At 36.1% G+C, this 20982-nt stretch carries 15 protein-coding genes, 6 tRNA genes and 3 rRNA genes; 20 read left to right on the top strand and 4 right to left on the bottom strand.

The genetic code is table 11. The annotated features are described in order from the left end of the window. The first annotated feature begins 179 nt into the window (after positions 1–179). Positions 180–1553, top strand: coding sequence for a YjiH family protein (locus ACM595_RS05955; RefSeq protein ID WP_115338422.1), 1374 nt, complete (start codon positions 180–182; stop codon positions 1551–1553). A 168-nt stretch (positions 1554–1721) separates the two neighbouring features. Here the strand turns inward: ACM595_RS05955 and ACM595_RS05950 are convergent, their stop codons facing one another. Together ACM595_RS05950 and ACM595_RS05945 are read right to left on the bottom strand one after the other, a co-directional pair. Then, positions 1722–2036, bottom strand: coding sequence for a heme oxygenase (locus ACM595_RS05950; protein WP_115338423.1), 315 nt, complete (start codon positions 2034–2036; stop codon positions 1722–1724). 249 nt (positions 2037–2285) lie between these two features. After that, positions 2286–2546 (bottom strand): hypothetical protein, encoded by a 261-nt coding sequence (locus tag ACM595_RS05945; protein WP_002482662.1) that lies wholly within the window; start codon positions 2544–2546, stop codon positions 2286–2288. 175 nt (positions 2547–2721) lie between these two features. Between ACM595_RS05945 and ACM595_RS05940 the strand changes: the two genes are divergently transcribed. The 19 genes from ACM595_RS05940 (at position 2722) to glmM (ending at position 19088) form a co-directional block, all read left to right on the top strand. Next, positions 2722–3225 (top strand): metal-dependent hydrolase, encoded by a 504-nt coding sequence (locus ACM595_RS05940; RefSeq protein WP_115338424.1) that lies wholly within the window; start codon positions 2722–2724, stop codon positions 3223–3225. 115 nt (positions 3226–3340) lie between these two features. Continuing rightward, complete coding sequence (locus ACM595_RS05935; protein WP_041080832.1) at positions 3341–4528, top strand: UTP--glucose-1-phosphate uridylyltransferase; 1188 nt, start codon at positions 3341–3343, stop codon at positions 4526–4528. Positions 4529–4544: 16 nt separating this feature from the next. Then, a complete protein-coding gene (trhA, locus tag ACM595_RS05930; RefSeq protein WP_002482665.1) occupies positions 4545–5228 on the top strand; it encodes a PAQR family membrane homeostasis protein TrhA in 684 nt (227 codons plus the stop codon). Between the two features lie 174 nt (positions 5229–5402). Further along, positions 5403–6740 carry a multidrug efflux MFS transporter SdrM gene (sdrM, locus tag ACM595_RS05925; protein WP_002482666.1) on the top strand — a complete coding sequence of 446 codons (1338 nt, stop codon included), beginning with the start codon at positions 5403–5405 and terminating at the stop codon, positions 6738–6740. 186 nt (positions 6741–6926) lie between these two features. Next, complete coding sequence (locus ACM595_RS05920) at positions 6927–7385, top strand: SepA family multidrug efflux transporter (RefSeq protein ID WP_037537989.1); 459 nt, start codon at positions 6927–6929, stop codon at positions 7383–7385. A 242-nt stretch (positions 7386–7627) separates the two neighbouring features. Further along, positions 7628–8692, top strand: coding sequence for a P-loop NTPase (locus ACM595_RS05915; protein WP_002482667.1), 1065 nt, complete (start codon positions 7628–7630; stop codon positions 8690–8692). A 494-nt stretch (positions 8693–9186) separates the two neighbouring features. Then, positions 9187–10739: ribosomal RNA gene (locus ACM595_RS05910) — 16S ribosomal RNA — on the top strand. 284 nt (positions 10740–11023) lie between these two features. After that, positions 11024–13946, top strand: a 23S ribosomal RNA gene (locus tag ACM595_RS05905). A 78-nt stretch (positions 13947–14024) separates the two neighbouring features. Then, positions 14025–14139: ribosomal RNA gene (rrf, locus tag ACM595_RS05900) — 5S ribosomal RNA — on the top strand. The 16S, 23S and 5S rRNA genes sit together here with 6 tRNA genes alongside, the layout of an rRNA operon. 11 nt (positions 14140–14150) lie before the next feature. Further along, positions 14151–14225 (top strand) — tRNA-Asn (locus ACM595_RS05895). A 4-nt stretch (positions 14226–14229) separates the two neighbouring features. Next, positions 14230–14301: transfer RNA gene (locus tag ACM595_RS05890), tRNA-Glu, on the top strand. Positions 14302–14310: 9 nt separating this feature from the next. Next, positions 14311–14386, top strand: a tRNA-Val gene (locus ACM595_RS05885). 18 nt (positions 14387–14404) lie between these two features. Further along, positions 14405–14488: transfer RNA gene (locus ACM595_RS05880), tRNA-Tyr, on the top strand. A 4-nt stretch (positions 14489–14492) separates the two neighbouring features. Next, positions 14493–14567: transfer RNA gene (locus tag ACM595_RS05875), tRNA-Gln, on the top strand. Positions 14568–14570: 3 nt separating this feature from the next. Continuing rightward, positions 14571–14643, top strand: a tRNA-Lys gene (locus ACM595_RS05870). Between the two features lie 277 nt (positions 14644–14920). Further along, on the top strand, positions 14921–15826 hold the full coding sequence (gene rocF, locus ACM595_RS05865; protein ID WP_002482668.1) for an arginase: 906 nt from the start codon (positions 14921–14923) through the stop codon (positions 15824–15826). A 138-nt stretch (positions 15827–15964) separates the two neighbouring features. Further along, the gene (cdaA, locus tag ACM595_RS05860) at positions 15965–16771 is read left to right on the top strand and encodes a diadenylate cyclase CdaA (protein ID WP_419744474.1); all 807 of its coding nucleotides are present in this window, start codon (positions 15965–15967) and stop codon (positions 16769–16771) included. A 1-nt stretch (position 16772) separates the two neighbouring features. Further along, positions 16773–17705 (top strand): YbbR-like domain-containing protein, encoded by a 933-nt coding sequence (locus ACM595_RS05855; RefSeq protein ID WP_002482670.1) that lies wholly within the window; start codon positions 16773–16775, stop codon positions 17703–17705. 27 nt (positions 17706–17732) lie between these two features. Next, positions 17733–19088 (top strand): phosphoglucosamine mutase, encoded by a 1356-nt coding sequence (gene glmM / locus ACM595_RS05850; protein WP_002482671.1) that lies wholly within the window; start codon positions 17733–17735, stop codon positions 19086–19088. Between the two features lie 352 nt (positions 19089–19440). Here the strand turns inward: glmM and ACM595_RS05845 are convergent, their stop codons facing one another. Together ACM595_RS05845 and ACM595_RS05840 are read right to left on the bottom strand one after the other, a co-directional pair. After that, entirely contained in the window at positions 19441–20544 is a 1104-nt protein-coding gene (locus ACM595_RS05845; RefSeq protein WP_011302636.1) for a mannitol-1-phosphate 5-dehydrogenase, read from the bottom strand. Further along, a complete protein-coding gene (locus ACM595_RS05840) occupies positions 20544–20978 on the bottom strand; it encodes a PTS sugar transporter subunit IIA (RefSeq protein WP_002482673.1) in 435 nt (144 codons plus the stop codon). The genes ACM595_RS05845 and ACM595_RS05840 overlap by 1 nt, the downstream gene beginning before the upstream one ends. Between the last annotated feature and the right edge of the window lie 4 nt (positions 20979–20982).

Genomic DNA, 20982 nt, shown 5'->3' with positions numbered 1-20982 from the left:
GTAACCGCTTTCATTTAAAGTAGAATTAATTCTATACTTATAGAATCGATTCTACTTTTTTAAAATGACAGTAAATAGACAAAAATTACCGATTTACATATTTATACATTATACGTTATAATTATAGCTGTTGTTTTTTAAAAATAAAATCAAATTAATACACCTAAGGGGTGAATAGAGTGAATCAATATAGTAAAGCCCAGATTGTACGTGGTCGACTTAAGTTTATTATCATGTCTTTAATTGGCATAATTTTATTCTTAATGCCAATAAGCATGACTGAAGATGGTGAAAAACAAACAACTTTACCTGTTGCATTTTTAGCTGGACTTTTGAAAGACACTATCGGAGGTGCAATGCCTTTAATTATTGTGATTATTATTACACTATCAGGCATTTTATCTGTATTATGTTCTACAGTACTGAAAAATAAATTAGCACCGGAAGGATTAATGTACAACGCATTTAATGTTAAAATCGGATGGCTCATTTTGAGAATATTAGCAGTTGTATTTGTATGGATTACATATTTAAAAGTCGGCACTGAAGTCATATATTCTGCAGACACAGGTGGTCTTGTATTTGAAAGTTTACTACCGACGTTGGTTACGGTATTTTTCTTTGCTGCACTATTCTTACCATTGCTTATGGAATATGGATTATTGGAATTACTAGGACCAGTATTTAGACCTATTATGAGACCATTATTCACATTGCCGGGTCGTTCTACAGTAGATAATTTAGCATCTTTTATTGGTGATGGTACGGTAGGTGTCTTAATTACAAGTAGACAATATGAAGAAGGATTCTACTCAAGACGTGAAGCAACAGTGATTGCAACTACATTTAGTGTTGTATCTCTTACCTTTGCAATTGTTGTTGCAGAAACTGTGCACATGCAAAACCATTTCTTTTATTTTTATTTAACGGTTATTATTTCTTGTTTAGTGTGTGCATTTATTTTACCAAGGATTTGGCCTTTAAAATCTATTAAAGATGAATATGCAAAAGAAGTTTCTGAGGAAATGAGAACTGAGCAGCTACCAGAAAACAAAACGCCATTAAGACATGGATTTGACATGGCTACAGAAACTGGTATTAAAGCACCTGGTTTTAGATTATTTTTCAAATCAGGTTTTAAAACAGTGATTGATATGTGGTTCGTTATTTTGCCAGTAGTCATGAGTGTAGGGACATTAGCTACAATTATCGCGACATATACGCCTTTATTTTCAATTATTGGTAAACCATTTGTACCATTTTTAGAATTACTACAAATTCCTGAAGCTGTACAAGCCTCAGAGACTGTATTAATTGGATTTGCCGATATGTTTTTACCATCTATTTTAATTGAAGGTGTAGGTAATGATATTACTTTATTTATAGTTGGTGCATTAAGTATTACTCAATTAATATACTTATCAGAAGTAGGCGGTGTGATCTTAGGATCAAAGATACCTGTGAGTATTTTTAAGCTTTTCGTTATTTTCTTAATTAGAACGATCATTGCGTTACCTATTATTTCATTGATGGCACATTTATATTTCAATTAATAGGCGCCTTTACAGATTAAATATCACATTGTATTACTAAAGTATTGTCATACAAAAAGCCATAAAGCAATCTATCAATATAGATACTTTATGGCTATTTTTAATTTGTCATATAATGTATGAACTGTAAAAACTACCGGTACTGGTATCGCTAATATAACGTCAGAGTTATGAGAGGTCTGAAATCACATTTGCTTTAACTACTTTATTACCTAGGATAGGTGAATCGTCACTTTTAGTTTTTGATTTACCTTCATGTGCTTCTTTGAAAGCATCGCTCTTCAACCAACCTTTAAAGTCATCTTCAGAATCCCACCAAGTATTGATATACATTTGATCGTAATCTGCTTCATCATCAATAAGCCAAACTTCAACTTTTTGGAAGCCTTCTAATTCTTGGATTTTACCACCTTGAGTAAACTTTGATGCCATTTTTTCTGCGAAGCCTTTTTTAACATCGATTCGATTTGTTACAACGTACATGCTGCACACCTTCTTTCATTAATATAAATATATTATAGCATTGTTGATTTAAGAAGGTAATTGAGAACGCTTATTAATTAGCGAGCAGATTACAATTGAAAGGCGGTAAATGGTTCAAGCTATTTATAGCAAAGTGAAAATCTCATTAGGTCATTTGTTATAGAAGAAAAGAGGTATAACGAGTAAAATTTAAATTTACTCGTTATACCTCTTTTTATTAATTTTATTTAAGTGAAGTTATTATATGAATTACTTGGTAACTTCATTATAAACTTTTTGATCATTTTGCGTATAAATAATGTATTCATGGTCATCAGTATCGATGATAACGCGGTTCGTTTTTCCAAATGTAGAACCGATTCTCGAAACTTTATCTCTATCGAGTTTTGGTACTTCATGGATATTTTGATCTTGTGAAATGTTCTTAATTTCACTTGTTGGAATTTTGATATCTGCAACTCTCCACTGAATTCTTACTTCATTATTATCTTTTTTTACTGTCATTGCCATAACTCGAACACATCCTTTAAATAATTTGTAGATATATCATACAATATATTGCAATCGTTTTCAAGCGATTGTGTGATACTTTTTCGAAAAAGGTTATACTCATATGTTTTTACGAAAGTATGTTCGCATTAATTGTGTGATTATGCTAAAATATTAATGATAAGGAGAAGTGAAAATGACAGGTAAAACACATGCATCATGCGGCTTATTAGTCGGGGCTTTAACTATAGAATATTTTCATATAGATTTGTTTACTTCGATTACAGTTATTACGCTTGCAGTCATATCAAGTTTAGTACCTGATATTTGTCATACCCAAAGCAAGATAGGAAGACGATTTAAACTGATTAGTTTTTTCATTAAAATGATATTTGGGCACAGGACATTCACACATTCATTGTTATTCATCGCAATTATTGTTTGTTTACTATATGTCATACAAACGCCATCATACTATTTAGTTACGATTATTCTAGGATTGCTTTCACATGTTATACTAGATATGTTAACGCCAAGAGGTGTTAAGTTATTTTATCCGATACCAATTAATGTGAAATTCCTAGTTGTATTTAAAACTGGTGGGCTAGTTGATATCTCATTGGCAAGTGCATTGACCATTGGCGCAATTTATGTGATTTTTCAGCCATTTTTTAATAATCTATTCTTGAATTGGTTATAATTATGGTTGTCCTAAGAATCATAATAATATAAAGTACATATAGTGAAATGATATATCCATATTATAAAAAAGGTATAAATTATATCTGATTAAATGGATATTAAGGAGAGAGAGCATGTTAGATAAGAAAACGCTAGAAAAGTTTAATCAAGAACATCTCATTGAGTTTGAAAAATTAATGAGTTCAAATGAGAAAGAACACTTATCTGAAAAACTTGAATCATTAAATTTAGCTGATATTAGAAATTTATATAATGATTTATACTTGAATAAAAAGGTAATTGATGATGTTTCTTCTGTTAATGAAGTCAAATATGACGTGAAAAGCGAATTTACAGTTGATGAAATCGAACAATATGAAAAAATTGGACTTGATGCGATTAAAAAAGGCAAATTTGCAGTTTTATTAATGGCTGGTGGTCAAGGGACAAGGTTAGGCTACAAAGGTCCAAAAGGTTCATTTGAAATTGAAGATACGAGTTTGTTTGAAATTCAAGCGAAACAATTATTGGCATTAAAAGAACAAACAGGTCAGTATATCGACTGGTATATTATGACAAGTAAAATTAATGATAAAGAAACACAACTATATTTCGAGTCGAAAAATTATTTTGGTTACGACAGAGATCATGTACACTTCTTTATGCAAGATAATATTGTCGCTTTGTCAGAAGAGGGTAAACTGGTATTGGATGTGGATAGTAATATTCTTGAAACGCCAAACGGTAATGGTGGTGTATTTAAATCATTAGCAAAATCAGGTTATTTAGATGAAATGACTGAAAATGGCGTCGAATATATTTTCTTAAATAATATTGATAATGTGTTAGTTAAAGTATTAGATCCATTATTTGCAGGATACACATTTCAGAAAAGTATGGACATCACTACTAAGTCCATACAACCCAAGGATGGGGAAAGTGTTGGTAGGTTAGTCAATGCGAATCAAAAAGACACGGTTCTAGAATATTCAGAATTAGATCCAGAAATAGCTAATGAGTTTAACAATGCTAATATTGGAATCCACTCATTTAAACTGGCGTTTATCAATAATGTTGTTGATTACGACTTACCATATCATTTAGCGATTAAAAACTTAAAACAATTAGATGAAGACTTTGGTGTAATTGAACTACCGACATTAAAGTTTGAACTATTTTATTTTGATATCTTCCAATATGCGCATAGTTTTGTAACATTACAGGTACCTAGAGAGGAAGAATTCTCTCCACTTAAGAATAAAGAAGGTAAAGATAGTGTTGAAACGGCTACGGCTGATTTAAAACGCATGAATATGATATAAAAAGGTGGTTACACTCATGTCTCATTCAGTAGAAGCTGAAGATAATAAACTGGTTAAAACATTTAAAGATATTATTCCCCTGACTTTTGGGGAAGAAATTGGCAACTCAGTATCACATGGAGTGGCTGCTTTTATAGCATTATGTGCATTGCCTTATGCAGCGATACATAGTTTTCTTGAATATGGTGTGTTAGGTGCCTTTAGTGTCTCTGTTTATGTAATAAGTATTTTTTTAATGTTTATCTCATCAACGGTATATCATGCCATGCCAAATCAATCATCACATAAATTCATATTAAGAATAATCGATCATAGTATGATTTATGTCGCGATTGCAGGTACTTATACACCGATATGTCTTACTTTGGTCGGTGGTTGGATTGGCTGGTCTAGCATGGTTGTCTTGTGGGGCATTACAATCTGGGGCATTCTTTACAAATCGTTAGCAAAAAATGTTAATCATAAGTTAAGTTTGATTATGTATTTAGTTATGGGATGGATTGGTGTACTATTTTTGCCAACTATTATTTTTGATTCATCTTTACTATTTATGTTATTTATATTGTTTGGTGGACTTGCCTATACAATAGGAGCTTGGTTTTATGCTCAAAAAAACCGTCCGTATTTTCATATGATATGGCATTTCTTCATTGTAGTTGCATCCGTATTTCACTTTGTAGCTATCATGTATTTTATGTAAGATAATTAAAGTTGTTAACAGTGTTCATTGACATTGTTAGCAGCTTTTTTTATGGCATGTTTAAATGTTGTATGCACTGAAGAGCGTTTTTGAAAAATGTGTTGAACTTATAAATAAATAATGGTTAAGTAGATATTGATATTGTTAGAAAATTTAAGGGTTAGGAAGTTATATATGAATATAAAATCATTAGGCATTATTATTGCGTTAATATTAATTATGTTTATGTCTGCAATAGAAACTTCAATCGTTTCCTTAGCATTGCCAACTATAAAAAATGATTTAAACGTAACGTCATCTATTTCATTGATATTTGCTGTGTATTTTATTGCAATTGTTATTGCAAACCCGATTGTTGGGGAATTGTTAGATCGTACTAAAATTATATATATTACATTATTAGGGCTTATGTTATTTACAATAGGAAGTTTATTTTCAGGGCTAAGTGACACATTTACCATGTTAATCATCTCTCGCTTTATTCAAGGATTGGGTGCAGGTGTCATGATGGCATTAAGCCAAATTGTCCCAAAACTGGCATTTGAGATACCTTTACGCTATAAAATCATGGGAATCGTTGGAAGTGTATGGGGGATATCCAGTATTATAGGACCTGTTTTAGGTGGCGGTATTTTAGAGTTTGCTACATGGCATTGGCTATTCTTCGTGAATATTCCAATTTCAATTATTGCAATCATACTTGTAGTGATTACATTTCATTTCGAGAATGAAAGTACTTCAACTAGTGCTAAATTAGATGTAAAAGGCTTATCGTTATTTTATACTTTTGTATTCTTTTTAATATTTGCAGTGATGTATACAGCCAATATTTATTTAAATATCATTTCAATCATATTAGCTACGGTTGTCGGTGTTGTGTTATATAGAAATGAAAAGACAATAAAAACACCTTTTATACCAGTGCAAGAATTTAATAAAACAATTGTTTTAATATTTTTTACTGATTTTGCATATGCAATTATACTTATGGGTTATAACCTCTATATGCCAATTTATTTACAAGAAGATCTTGGCTTATCTCCATTACAAAGTGGGTTTGTTATTTTTCCAATTTCGTTTGCGTGGCTAGTATTGAATTTTAATTTAGATAAAATAGAAGCAAAAATGACTAGGAAGGCATTATATATATTTGCATTTACATGTTTAATGCTTTGTGGCATTTTAGTATTTATAGGAACTAACTCTCCAATTTTTATTGCTTGTAGTTTGTTATTAGCAGGTATAAGCTTTGGTACAGTTTATACTAAAGATAGTGTTATCACACAAGAAGAAACCTCTCCTAAAAATATGAAGCGTATGATGTCATTATACACTTTGACTAAGAGCCTGGGTAATTCAGTCGGATCGACAATTATGGGCTATGTCTATGCGTTATCTATTCCAATTATTGGTTTGCATATTCATAACATTGTAATTTTGAGCTTTGTCATCTTGTTTATACTTATAATATTATGGTCCATCACATATCGAAAACAAGATACATTAACTTAACATGTTTTAACATTGCTAAGTGTTTTTGTTTAAAATGAATAACAAATGATAATATAGTAAGTTGAATTTCTGTCGTTTGGTCATATAAAGTTATAATGGTAAGATATATAATGCATTCATATCACATATAAGAAAATATATGTTTATATAGTCAATGATTGATTAAGAAAGGGAGGACAGTAAGCTATGAAATATTTAAGATATTTATTAACAACGCTTATTGTGCTTTCTGTATTTATTATTTCTGGTGCGATTTTTTTAACTTTTTTAGGATTTGGTTTATACGGATTAAGTAGAATTTTAATCTACTTTCATCTTGCATATTTTGGTTATAATAAAAGTTTTTACGATAACTTGATATATTACGGTAGTTATATTGTATTAGGCTATTTCAATTTATTCATTGTAGAAAATTTAATGGATTATTTTAGAAAAAAATTACCTGAAAATCCTTACTTTCAAGGACTTACCTTTCAATTAATTACGTTTTTAGTAACTACATTGTTGTTTTATTTTATAGTGCACATAAATTATACCTATATCGACATCGACTTTTGGGTAATTGTATTAATTATTGGCGTATTATTCATCTGTAAAGAAATATTTTATCCGGATAGTAAAAATTTAAATCAAAAAAATAAATAATGTAAGTGAACATTATATTCTTAAACATAAGGAAGATCTTGCATATTTTGAATTACAAACAACTTAAATACATTGATCTAAAGTGAAAGTAGTTAGCTTATTATTCTAATATTAAGAATAGATTGAGCTAACTGCTTTTTTATTGAACAAATTATATTTATACTTAAATTAAACTATTTAAAGCAAATGTTAGTTTTGTTTGTTAAAATATAATTGATATTTAAATAAGAGGGGGACGCTTTGTGTTAACGATAGCGCAAGTTAAAGAACTTGTTGGAGAATTAAAAGATCCAATAATAGATGTACCATTAAAAGAAACAGATGGAATAGTAGAAGTTACTATTAAAGAAGAGATAGAACACGTTAGTGTTAAAGTAGCAATGGCGCAATTAGGTGGACAACCGCAATTAGATTTGCAAATGGCTATTGTAGAAGTATTAAAGGAAAATGGAGCAAACACGGTTGGCATCAGATTTGAAGAATTGCCGAGTGATGTTGTTGAGCAATATCGTGGCTCTGGCGAAAACGAAAATCAAACCATTGAAGGATTACTTTCAAAAGATAATCCAGTAGAATTTATCGCTATTGCTTCTGGTAAAGGGGGCGTTGGTAAATCAACAGTCGCTGTTAATCTAGCAGTATCATTAGCGCGTGAAGGTAAAAAAGTAGGCTTAGTAGATGCTGATATCTACGGTTTTAGTGTTCCAGATATGATGGGAATTGATGAGAAACCAGGTGTACAAGGCAAAGAAATCATTCCCGTAGAACGTCATGGTGTGAAAGTGATCTCAATGGCATTCTTTGTAGAAGAGAATGCACCAGTGATTTGGAGAGGACCCATGCTAGGTAAAATGTTAACTAATTTCTTTGTAGAAGTTAGATGGGGAGATTTAGACTACCTTATCTTAGATCTACCTCCAGGCACAGGAGATATTGCATTAGATGTTCATACGATGCTACCTTCAAGTAAGGAAATTATAGTGACAACGCCACATCCAACAGCAGCATTTGTCGCAGCCCGTGCTGGCGCAATGGCTAAACATACAGAACATTCTATTCTAGGTGTAATCGAAAATATGTCTTATTTCCAAAGTAAAGAAACAGGGAATAAAGAATATGTATTCGGTACTGGTGGCGGAGAAAAACTTGCAGAAGAACTACAAACTGACTTGCTAGGACATCTCCCGTTAGAACAACCATCTTGGAATCCAAAAGACTTTGCACCTTCAATTTATCAAGCTGATGATCGACTCGGTGAAATCTATCAATCCATGGCACAACAAATCATTGATAAAACGACAAAATAAGTCATTTCAGTAATGGATAGAGATTATTTTAATTTCTATCCATTTTTTTATTGCAATTTTTTAAAATGGTGGTAGAATAGTTTCTTGTGGCAAACAATTGCTACTAAATAAGCGAACGAAAGAAATCACAAAATCTTAAATTAAATATTGACTTTCCATTGAGGAATTGATATTATTTAAAAGTCGTCAAAAACGGCAACAACATTATTTAAAGAAATTATAAAAAGTGTAAAAAATATACTTGAAATAATCTTAATAATAATTTAATATTATTAAAGTAATGTTAATTACTCATTTAAAAAATATTAATTTTTTGTTGACAAGTTGTCAACAAAAATGATATAGTAATGAAGCAACTATTTAAATGAACATTGAAAACTGAATTGCAATATGTCAACGTTAATTCCGAACGCAACATTAAATTGTTGGTTCAAAACAAGTGTTAGAGATAACACAAATTAGTATTTTATGAGCTAATCAAACATCATAATTCATTTATGGAGAGTTTGATCCTGGCTCAGGATGAACGCTGGCGGCGTGCCTAATACATGCAAGTCGAGCGAACAGATAAGGAGCTTGCTCCTTTGACGTTAGCGGCGGACGGGTGAGTAACACGTGGGTAACCTACCTATAAGACTGGGATAACTTCGGGAAACCGGAGCTAATACCGGATAACATTTGGAACCGCATGGTTCTAAAGTGAAAGATGGTTTTGCTATCACTTATAGATGGACCCGCGCCGTATTAGCTAGTTGGTAAGGTAACGGCTTACCAAGGCGACGATACGTAGCCGACCTGAGAGGGTGATCGGCCACACTGGAACTGAGACACGGTCCAGACTCCTACGGGAGGCAGCAGTAGGGAATCTTCCGCAATGGGCGAAAGCCTGACGGAGCAACGCCGCGTGAGTGATGAAGGGTTTCGGCTCGTAAAACTCTGTTATTAGGGAAGAACAAACGTGTAAGTAACTGTGCACGTCTTGACGGTACCTAATCAGAAAGCCACGGCTAACTACGTGCCAGCAGCCGCGGTAATACGTAGGTGGCAAGCGTTATCCGGAATTATTGGGCGTAAAGCGCGCGTAGGCGGTTTCTTAAGTCTGATGTGAAAGCCCACGGCTCAACCGTGGAGGGTCATTGGAAACTGGGAAACTTGAGTGCAGAAGAGGAAAGTGGAATTCCATGTGTAGCGGTGAAATGCGCAGAGATATGGAGGAACACCAGTGGCGAAGGCGACTTTCTGGTCTGTAACTGACGCTGATGTGCGAAAGCGTGGGGATCAAACAGGATTAGATACCCTGGTAGTCCACGCCGTAAACGATGAGTGCTAAGTGTTAGGGGGTTTCCGCCCCTTAGTGCTGCAGCTAACGCATTAAGCACTCCGCCTGGGGAGTACGACCGCAAGGTTGAAACTCAAAGGAATTGACGGGGACCCGCACAAGCGGTGGAGCATGTGGTTTAATTCGAAGCAACGCGAAGAACCTTACCAAATCTTGACATCCTTTGAAAACTCTAGAGATAGAGCCTTCCCCTTCGGGGGACAAAGTGACAGGTGGTGCATGGTTGTCGTCAGCTCGTGTCGTGAGATGTTGGGTTAAGTCCCGCAACGAGCGCAACCCTTAAGCTTAGTTGCCATCATTAAGTTGGGCACTCTAGGTTGACTGCCGGTGACAAACCGGAGGAAGGTGGGGATGACGTCAAATCATCATGCCCCTTATGATTTGGGCTACACACGTGCTACAATGGACAATACAAAGGGCAGCTAAACCGCGAGGTCATGCAAATCCCATAAAGTTGTTCTCAGTTCGGATTGTAGTCTGCAACTCGACTACATGAAGCTGGAATCGCTAGTAATCGTAGATCAGCATGCTACGGTGAATACGTTCCCGGGTCTTGTACACACCGCCCGTCACACCACGAGAGTTTGTAACACCCGAAGCCGGTGGAGTAACCATTTATGGAGCTAGCCGTCGAAGGTGGGACAAATGATTGGGGTGAAGTCGTAACAAGGTAGCCGTATCGGAAGGTGCGGCTGGATCACCTCCTTTCTAAGGATATATTCGGAACATCTTCTTACGAAGATGCAGGAATAGCATTGACATATTGTATTCAGTTTTGAATGCTCATTGGAGTATTCATTGCATTATTTTGTACATTGAAAACTAGATAAGTAAGTAAAATTTATGATTTTACCATGCAAAACCGAGTGAATTAGAGTTTTTTAACAAGCTTTGAATTCAAAAAGAAATAATCGCTAGTGTTCGAAAGAACACTCACAGATTAATAACATTTTGGGTTTTCAACCGACTTGTTCGTGTTGAAAGTCAAAAAAGATTAAGTTATTAAGGGCGCACGGTGGATGCCTTGGCACTAGAAGCCGACGAAGGACGTTACTAACGACGATATGCTTTGGGGAGCTGTAAGTAAGCTTTGATCCAGAGATTTCCGAATGGGGAAACCCAGCACGAGTTATGTCGTGTTATCGATATGTGAATACATAGCATATCTGAAGGCAGACGCGGAGAACTGAAACATCTTAGTACCCGCAGGAAGAGAAAGAAAAATCGATTCCCTGAGTAGCGGCGAGCGAAACGGGAAGAGCCCAAACCAACGAGCTTGCTTGTTGGGGTTGTAGGACACTCTATACGGAGTTACAAAAGAACAGACTAGACGAATCATCTGGAAAGATGAATCAAAGAAGGTAATAATCCTGTAGTCGAAAGTTTGTTCACTCTTGAGTGGATCCTGAGTACGACGGAACACGAGAAATTCCGTCGGAATCTGGGAGGACCATCTCCCAAGGCTAAATACTCTCTAGTGACCGATAGTGAACCAGTACCGTGAGGGAAAGGTGAAAAGTACCCCGGAAGGGGAGTGAAATAGAACTTGAAACCGTGTGCTTACAAGTAGTCAGAGCCCGTTAATGGGTGATGGCGTGCCTTTTGTAGAATGAACCGGCGAGTTACGATTTGATGCAAGGTTAAGCAGTGAATGTGGAGCCGTAGCGAAAGCGAGTCTGAATAGGGCGTTGAGTATTTGGTCGTAGACCCGAAACCAGGTGATCTACCCATGACCAGGTTGAAGTTCAGGTAACACTGAATGGAGGACCGAACCGACTTACGTTGAAAAGTGAGCGGATGAGTTGTGGGTAGCGGAGAAATTCCAATCGAACCTGGAGATAGCTGGTTCTCTCCGAAATAGCTTTAGGGCTAGCCTCAAGTGATGATTATTGGAGGTAGAGCACTGTTTGGACGAGGGGCCCTTATCGGGTTACCGAATTCAGACAAACTCCGAATGCCAATCAATTTAACTTGGGAGTCAGAACGCGGGTGATAAGGTCCGTGTTCGAAAGGGAAACAGCCCAGACCACCAGCTAAGGTCCCAAAATATATGTTAAGTGGAAAAGGATGTGGCGTTGCCCAGACAACTAGGATGTTGGCTTAGAAGCAGCCATCATTTAAAGAGTGCGTAATAGCTCACTAGTCGAGTGACACTGCGCCGAAAATGTACCGGGGCTAAACATATTACCGAAGCTGTGGATTGTCCGTAAGGACAATGGTAGGAGAGCGTTCTAAGGGCGTTGAAGCATGATCGCAAGGACATGTGGAGCGCTTAGAAGTGAGAATGCCGGTGTGAGTAGCGAAAGACGGGTGAGAATCCCGTCCACCGATTGACTAAGGTTTCCAGAGGAAGGCTCGTCCGCTCTGGGTTAGTCGGGTCCTAAGCTGAGGCCGATAGGCGTAGGCGATGGATAACAGGTTGATATTCCTGTACCACCATTATTCGTTTTAAGCGATGGGGGGACGCAGTAGGATAGGCGAAGCGTACGATTGGATTGTACGTCCAAGCAGTGAGATTGAGTGTTAGGCAAATCCGGCACTCTTAAGATTGAGCTGTGATGGGGAGAGGAAATTGTTTCCTCGAGTCGTTGATTTCACACTGCCAAGAAAAGCCTCTAGCTAGAATTGTGGTGCCCGTACCGCAAACCGACACAGGTAGTCAAGATGAGAATTCTAAGGTGAGCGAGCGAACTCTCGTTAAGGAACTCGGCAAAATGACCCCGTAACTTCGGGAGAAGGGGTGCTCTTTAGGGTTAACGCCCAGGAGAGCCGCAGTGAATAGGCCCAAGCGACTGTTTATCAAAAACACAGGTCTCTGCTAAACCGTAAGGTGATGTATAGGGGCTGACGCCTGCCCGGTGCTGGAAGGTTAAGAGGAGTGGTTAGCTTCTGCGAAGCTACGAATCGAAGCCCCAGTAAACGGCGGCCGTAACTATAACGGTCCTAAGGTAGCGAAATTCCTTGTCGGGTAAGTTCCGACCCGCACGAAAGGCGTAACGATTTGGGCACTGTCTCAACGAGAGACTCGGTGAAATCATAGTACCTGTGAAGATGCAGGTTACCCGCGACAGGACGGAAAGACCCCGTGGAGCTTTACTGTAGTCTGATATTGAAATTCGGCACAGCTTGTACAGGATAGGTAGGAGCCTGAGATACGTGAGCGCTAGCTTACGTGGAGGCGTTGGTGGGATACTACCCTCGCTGTGTTGGATTTCTAACCCGCACCATTTATCATGGTGGGAGACAGTGTCAGATGGGCAGTTTGACTGGGGCGGTCGCCTCCTAAAGAGTAACGGAGGCGCTCAAAGGTTTCCTCAGAATGGTTGGAAATCATTCATAGAGTGTAAAGGCATAAGGAAGCTTGACTGCGAGACTTACAAGTCGAGCAGGGTCGAAAGACGGACTTAGTGATCCGGTGGTTCCGCATGGAAGGGCCATCGCTCAACGGATAAAAGCTACCCCGGGGATAACAGGCTTATCTCCCCCAAGAGTTCACATCGACGGGGAGGTTTGGCACCTCGATGTCGGCTCATCGCATCCTGGGGCTGTAGTCGGTCCCAAGGGTTGGGCTGTTCGCCCATTAAAGCGGTACGCGAGCTGGGTTCAGAACGTCGTGAGACAGTTCGGTCCCTATCCGTCGTGGGCGTAGGAAATTTGAGAGGAGCTGTCCTTAGTACGAGAGGACCGGGATGGACATACCTCTGGTGTACCAGTTGTCGTGCCAACGGCATCGCTGGGTAGCTATGTATGGACGGGATAAGTGCTGAAAGCATCTAAGCATGAAGCCCCCCTCAAGATGAGATTTCCCAACTTCGGTTATAAGATCCCTCAAAGATGATGAGGTTAATAGGTTCGAGGTGGAAGCATAGCGATATGTGCAGCTGACGAATACTAATCGATCGAAGACTTAATCAAATTTTAAATGTTTTGTTTGCTTGAATCATATTTTACTTACTATCTAGTTTTGAATGTATAATTTCATACATTTCATTGTCTGGTGACAATGGCAAGGAGGTCACACCTGTTCCCATGCCGAACACAGAAGTTAAGCTCCTTAGCGCCGATGGTAGTCGGACTTACGTTCCGCAAGAGTAGGACGTTGCCAGGCAATTTGATTATTCCACAGTAGCTCAGTGGTAGAGCTATCGGCTGTTAACCGATCGGTCGTAGGTTCGAGTCCTACCTGTGGAGCCATTATGGCCCCGTGGTCAAGCGGTTAAGACACCGCCCTTTCACGGCGGTAACACGGGTTCGAGTCCCGTCGGGGTCATACATATTAGGAGAATTAGCTCAGCTGGGAGAGCATCTGCCTTACAAGCAGAGGGTCGGCGGTTCGAACCCGTCATTCTCCACCATTCTTAATTGAATAGCTTGGAGGGGTAGCGAAGTGGCTAAACGCGGCGGACTGTAAATCCGCTCCTTCGGGTTCGGCAGTTCGAATCTGCCCCCCTCCACCATTAATGGGCTATAGCCAAGCGGTAAGGCAATGGACTTTGACTCCATCACGCGCTGGTTCGAATCCAGCTAGCCCAGCCATTAGAGCCATTAGCTCAGTTGGTAGAGCATCTGACTTTTAATCAGAGGGTCAGTGGTTCGAGCCCACTATGGCTCACTCTTAAGTACTTCTCATATGAGAAGTACTTTTTTTATGTTTTAAATTAATTATCGCTTTGTTGAAATTAAATTTATCATTTTCTTTTTATACAATATTATGATTGAAAATAGTAAAAACAGTGTGTTTATCATCATTTTATTGAATGATAAATCATTAAAGTGGTTTTATATGTAAAAAGAAATGAAATAGCTAAATGTACTGTATTACCCAAGGTTGAAAACTCAAACGCTTTAGATTATTCTAGTAACAAGATAACAACAAAGGGGTTTTATAGATGAACAAAACAGTAGAAATTATAGGTGCACCATCTACATTTGGACAAAGGAAATTAGGGGTAAACCTTGGTCCAGATGCAATACGTTATGCTGGTATAGTAGCAAGAATTGAAGCGATTGGATTAACTGTAAAAGATTCTGGCAATATAAATGTACCAGAACTTAATTTAAATAAATTCAATTCAGAGCAACAAGGACTACGAAATTTAGAGGAAATTATTGAAACATCTGAAACATTAAGTCAGTCTGTTTCCAATAGTTTATCAAATAACCATTTTCCATTAATTTTAGGTGGTGACCATTCTATTGCGATTGGTTCTATTTCTGGAGTCAGTAAGCATTATGAAAATTTAGGAGTTATATGGTATGACGCGCATGGAGATTTAAATATACCAGAAGAGTCACCTTCAGGAAACATCCATGGTATGCCTTTAAGAATACTTGCTGGCGATGGGGATGACAAGTTAGTCAACATTGCTAATTATGCGCCCAAAGTAAAACCTGAGAATATCGTTCTCATTGGTATGAGAGACTTGGATGTAGGCGAAAGACAATATATTAAAGACAATAATATTAAAACATATACGATGGCTGAAGTAGATAGATATGGTATTAAACAAGTCATTGAAGAAACAATAGACTACTTGAAAGAAAAAACAGATGGCATTCATCTATCTCTGGATGTTGATGCTTTAGATCCAGTTGAAACACCTGGTACAGGTACTAGAGTATTAGGTGGACTAACTTATCGTGAAAGTCATTTTGCGTTAGAATTACTACATAATTCTAATTTAGTAACTTCAATGGATCTTGTAGAAGTTAACCCATTAATAGATCATAATAATGATACAGCTGAACAAGCTGTTGGGCTTGTAGGCAGCTTCTTTGGAGAAACGTTATTATAAATAATAAAGCAAACGGATGTAGATGCCTTCTACATCCGTTTTCGTTTATTTTAGATAAAAAATAAATACTAAATATGACAGTTAGTGTTATGATTGGTATAATAGGTAACATGGGAACAGATAACCGGAGGAGATGTTATGGATTTATCCAACTTTTTTGACGACTGGAGTACAGTAAAAATTATTGCTAGTGTACTCGATTTACTCATCGTATGGTATGTACTTTATCTTCTCATTACAGTTTTTAAAGGTACCAAAGCCATTCAACTATTAAAAGGTATTGTCGTGATAGTGATTGGCCAACAATTGAGTAAAATGCTTAACTTAACAGCAACATCCCGTTTATTTGATTTAGTTATTCAATGGGGTGTATTAGCATTAATTGTAATATTCCAGCCAGAAATCAGACGTGCCTTAGAACAACTTGGTCGAGGCAGTTTATTCAAACGATATTCTACGAATTTAAATAGTGATGAAGATAAATTAATATCATCTGTGTCAAAAGCTGTACAATATATGGCTAAACGTCGTATAGGTGCTTTGATTGTTTTTGAAAAGGAAACAGGTTTACAGGATTATATTGAAACTGGTATTGCTATGAATTCAGAAATATCACAAGAATTATTAACGAATGTGTTTATACCAAATACGCCATTACACGATGGTGCAATGATTATTCAAGCAAATAAAATTGCAAGTGCAGCATGTTATTTACCGTTATCTGATAGCGAAAAAATAGCAAAAAGTTTAGGTACAAGACACAGAGCAGCAGTTGGTATCTCAGAAGTATCAGATGCATTTACTGTAGTTGTATCTGAAGAAACGGGTTCGATTTCTGTTACATTTGATGGTAAATTGAGAAAAGATATTTCTAATGAAGCTTTTGAAGAACTACTAGCTGAACATTGGTTTGGCACACACTTTCATGAGAAAGGTGTGAACTAATATGTTAGAGAGTAAATGGGGTTTAAGATTAATCGCATTGATGTTAGCTGTATTATTTTTCTTGTCAGCTAATAACATGTTTGGAAATATTTTTGATGCAGATAACTTAAGTCAAAAATCATCTGAAACTATTCAAGATGTGCCAGTTCAAGTGAAATACAATAATAAAGAACTTTATGCAAGTGAAGTTCCAAATAAAGTAGATGTTGAAATTTCTGGACCACAATCACAAGTTTTAAAAGCAGAAAATGGTGAAAACATTAGAGCTATTTTAGATCTTAGTGGTGAAAAAGCTGGTAAACATACAGCTCAATTTAAAATTAATGGATTAAACAAAGATATTGATTACACAGTGAAACCAAAAGAAACAACTGTTTCACTGGAAGAAAAAGTAAGTAAAACATTTAAAATTGAACCAGATGTAAGTAATAACGATTTGAATTCTAACTATAAAATAAGTGAACAAAGCGTTTCACCTGATACAGTTAAAGTTACAGGTGGACAAAAGCAACTAGATAAAATCGCTTATTTAAAAGCTACTTATAAAAACAAAAGTAAAGTTTCAAAAGACACTACAGACGTTGCGAAAATAACAGCATTTGATAGAAACTTAAACAAAATTGATGTTTCAATTGACCCTAATGAAGTCAATTTAAGTGTTAAAGTAGAAGATTATAGTAAAAAAGTAAAAGTGAAAATGAAATCTGTTGGTTCGCTTTCAAATGGACAAGAAGTTAAAGATATTAAATTAGATGATAACGAAGTTGAAATCTATGGTAACAAAGACGACTTAGATGACATTGATGAAATTACAGCAAGAATTAATTTGGATGGCATTTCAGATACAACTGAGGAAAAGGTAGATTTCCAAGTTCCAGATAAGGTCACAAAAGTTAGTCCGAAAGATACCACTGCAAAAATAACAGTTAAATAGATTTTTAAAATAAAGGAGATATATATAATGGCTAAATATTTTGGTACAGATGGCGTAAGGGGCGTTGCAAATAAAGAATTAACGCCAGAACTTGCGTTTAAATTAGGACGCTATGGTGGCTATGTTTTAGCACATAATGAAGGTGAAAAGCATCCTAAAGTACTAGTAGGTAGAGATACACGTGTTTCTGGTGAAATGCTAGAATCTGCTTTAATTGCTGGATTGATTTCTATTGGTGCAGAGGTTATGCGTTTAGGTGTTATTTCAACACCTGGTGTGGCTTATTTAACACGTGAAATGGAGGCTGATCTTGGTGTAATGATTTCAGCTTCTCATAATCCAGTACCAGACAATGGGATTAAATTCTTTGGTTCTGATGGATTTAAATTATCAGATGATCAAGAACAAGAAATCGAACATTTATTAGATCAAGATAACCCTGATTTACCAAGACCGGTTGGTGAAGACATCGTACATTACTCAGACTACTTTGAGGGTGCGCAAAAATATATTAGTTATTTAAAATCGACTGTAGACGTTGATTTAGCAGGTATGAAAATTGCACTAGATGGTGCACATGGTTCGACTTCATCACTTGCACCATTTCTATTTGGTGACTTAGAAGCTGATACAGTAACAATTGGATGTAATCCTAACGGTTATAATATTAATCAAGAAGTAGGATCAACACATCCTGAATCACTTGCTAAAGTCGTTGTAGAATCTGAGTGTGATTTTGGATTAGCCTTTGATGGTGATGGTGATAGATTAATTGCTATCGATGAAAAGGGAAATATCGTAGATGGTGATCAAATTATGTTTATTATTGGTCAAGCTATGAGTAAGAATCAGGAATTAAATAATAATATGATTGTTTCTACAGTTATGAGTAACTTAGGTTTCTATAAAGCACTTGAGAATGAAGGTATCCAATCAAATAAAACAAAAGTTGGAGATCGTTATGTTGTTGAGGAGATGAGACGTGGTAACTATAATCTTGGTGGAGAGCAATCAGGTCATATTGTATTAATGGATTATAATACAACGGGTGATGGCTTGTTAACAGGTGTACAACTTGCAAGTATCATTAAAATGACTGGTAAAAGCTTGAGTCAACTTACAAGTCAAATGAAGAAATATCCTCAATCATTAGTCAACGTTCGTGTTACTGATAAATATCGTGTTGAAGAGAATATAGATGTACAGGAAATAATGACTAAGGTTGAAGTTGAAATGAATGGAGAAGGCCGTATCTTAGTAAGACCATCAGGTACAGAACCCCTTGTTCGTGTAATGGTTGAAGCTGCGACAGATGAGGATGCGCAACGTTATGCCAATACAATTGCTGAAGTAGTCCAAGATAAAATGGGCTTAGACAATTAATATATTTTAAAGGAAAGAGACTGGGACATAAATAGATGCCTCAGTCTCTTTCTTAATAGAGTAGTAGATGTTATTGTATTGAAAATAGTTTAATATTATATAAGCTAAGGCACATGTATAAGACTACTAGAATGATTAAGGATTACATGAGCTAAGCTCATGCATAAGAACTACTAGAATGATTAAGGATTACACGAGCTAAGCTCATGCATAAGAACTACTAATTCACATAAAATGTGAAAGTAGTTCTAAAAAGTAGTTCTAAAAAGTGGCTCTAAAAATAATTTTGATATAAAAAAGTACGAATAGGCTGAATTAAGCTTATCCGTGCTTTTTTAATTATAGATTAATTTTACAATACATTATATTCTTTTACTATTTCTGAAGTTAATTGATCATCTGTTTTAGCAAATGATTTCAAGAAGCCTTCTACACCATGTTTATCAATGTACTCATTTTTTTCAACTGTTTCTTGATCATTGGTATCATCATATTTTAATAATAATGCCGCTGTTTTGATGAGTGCATCATGTTTCAAATTATTTTGGTATAAATAAGATAGTGGTTTAATGATTCTATCTTGTGGTCCAATTTTACGCATAGTGCCTCGTCCAACACGTGTTACTTCGTCTGATAAATTAGGGTTTTTGAAACGACCAATGATTTTATCAACGTATTGAGCTTGTTCACTTTCTGTAAAATTGAATTGTGTTGTAATATATTGACTTGTTTCTTTTAGAACATTTTCTAAACCATGTCTAATATTATCATCATTAACAGCATCTAATATTGTTGGTTGGCCATAAAATCTACCTGCATAAGCAAGATAAGCATGACCAGTGTTAACAGTGAGTAATTTACGTTCAATGTATGGCGTTAAATTGTCTACATATTTAATATGATCTAATTCTGGACCAAACCAAGCATCTTTTTCAATTACCCATTCGTAAAATGGTTCAACGATAACATCTAAAAGATTATCATTTGTTTGTAAAGGAACGATACGATCGACAGCAGAGTTTGCAAAGTGAATATGATCACCTAAAGGACCAGTGATATCTAAAATGGCATCTTTTAATGTATTTGTGGCCATTATTGCATTTTCACAAGCAACAATATTAACTGGCGTCTCTTTTTCCTTTAAATAAGGTGCAAATGATTTTGCAATAATAGGCAAGATATTAACGCCTACAGCAGTAGTAATTAAATCTGCTTCTAATACGGCTTGTTTTAGGCTTTCAGAAGGGCCACCTGAATTAATTGCATCGACATTATGCACACGTGTAGTTGTTTTTGCTTCATCTGCTAGGATGACATCATATTGATGTTCTTTATCTAAAGCATTTATAATTTCTTCGTTCACATCAGCAAAAGTAACTTTTACATCGTTATCCGCAAGAATATATCCAATAAAACCACGACCAATATTACCTGCACCAAAGTGTAATGCTTTCATTATGCTTCAGCCTCCTCAAAGACTTGTTTGATTTCTTCAGCAGATGATGCATTAATAATACGATCAACGTTTTCTTCTTCACTAAAAGTAATCGCAATTTTAGAAAGTAAATCTAAATGTTCGCCATCTTTACCAGCAATACCTACGACAACTTTAACTTCTTCACCTTCCCAATCGACACCTTCAGGAATTTGAATTAAAGTTAGACCAGATTTTAATACGCTTGTTTTAGCTTCATCTGTACCGTGTGGAATGGCTAAACCATTACCCATAAATGTAGATACAACTTGTTCACGATCTTTCATAGCTTGAATATAATCTTCAGTCACTGCACCGCTAGATACTAAGGCATGACCTGCTTTTTCAATAGCTTCGTTTTGATCCTTTACTGTTTGGTTAATAAAAATATTTTCATTGCTAAATAATTCGCTCATTGTC

It is taken from the genome of Staphylococcus sp. LKG3-1 (assembly GCF_048568385.1).
Lineage (GTDB): Bacteria > Bacillota > Bacilli > Staphylococcales > Staphylococcaceae > Staphylococcus > Staphylococcus saprophyticus.
Note: the sequence above shows the minus strand (reverse complement) of the source record. Positions and strands in the feature narration are given on the sequence as shown.

What these genes read in the sequence shown, in the direction of transcription:
- ACM595_RS05950 (WP_115338423.1), bottom strand. Translation starts at nt 2,036, where the DNA reads ATGTACGTTGTAACAAATCGAATCGATGTTAAAAAAGGCTTCGCAGAA.
- ACM595_RS05945 (WP_002482662.1), bottom strand. Translation starts at nt 2,546, where the DNA reads ATGGCAATGACAGTAAAAAAAGATAATAATGAAGTAAGAATTCAGTGG.
- ACM595_RS05940 (WP_115338424.1), top strand. Translation starts at nt 2,722, where the DNA reads ATGACAGGTAAAACACATGCATCATGCGGCTTATTAGTCGGGGCTTTA.
- ACM595_RS05935 (WP_041080832.1), top strand. Translation starts at nt 3,341, where the DNA reads ATGTTAGATAAGAAAACGCTAGAAAAGTTTAATCAAGAACATCTCATT.
- trhA (WP_002482665.1), top strand. Translation starts at nt 4,545, where the DNA reads ATGTCTCATTCAGTAGAAGCTGAAGATAATAAACTGGTTAAAACATTT.
- sdrM (WP_002482666.1), top strand. Translation starts at nt 5,403, where the DNA reads ATGAATATAAAATCATTAGGCATTATTATTGCGTTAATATTAATTATG.
- ACM595_RS05920 (WP_037537989.1), top strand. Translation starts at nt 6,927, where the DNA reads ATGAAATATTTAAGATATTTATTAACAACGCTTATTGTGCTTTCTGTA.
- rocF (WP_002482668.1), top strand. Translation starts at nt 14,921, where the DNA reads ATGAACAAAACAGTAGAAATTATAGGTGCACCATCTACATTTGGACAA.
- cdaA (WP_419744474.1), top strand. Translation starts at nt 15,965, where the DNA reads ATGGATTTATCCAACTTTTTTGACGACTGGAGTACAGTAAAAATTATT.
- ACM595_RS05855 (WP_002482670.1), top strand. Translation starts at nt 16,773, where the DNA reads ATGTTAGAGAGTAAATGGGGTTTAAGATTAATCGCATTGATGTTAGCT.
- glmM (WP_002482671.1), top strand. Translation starts at nt 17,733, where the DNA reads ATGGCTAAATATTTTGGTACAGATGGCGTAAGGGGCGTTGCAAATAAA.
- ACM595_RS05845 (WP_011302636.1), bottom strand. Translation starts at nt 20,544, where the DNA reads ATGAAAGCATTACACTTTGGTGCAGGTAATATTGGTCGTGGTTTTATT.
- ACM595_RS05840 (WP_002482673.1), bottom strand. Translation starts at nt 20,978, where the DNA reads ATGAGCGAATTATTTAGCAATGAAAATATTTTTATTAACCAAACAGTA.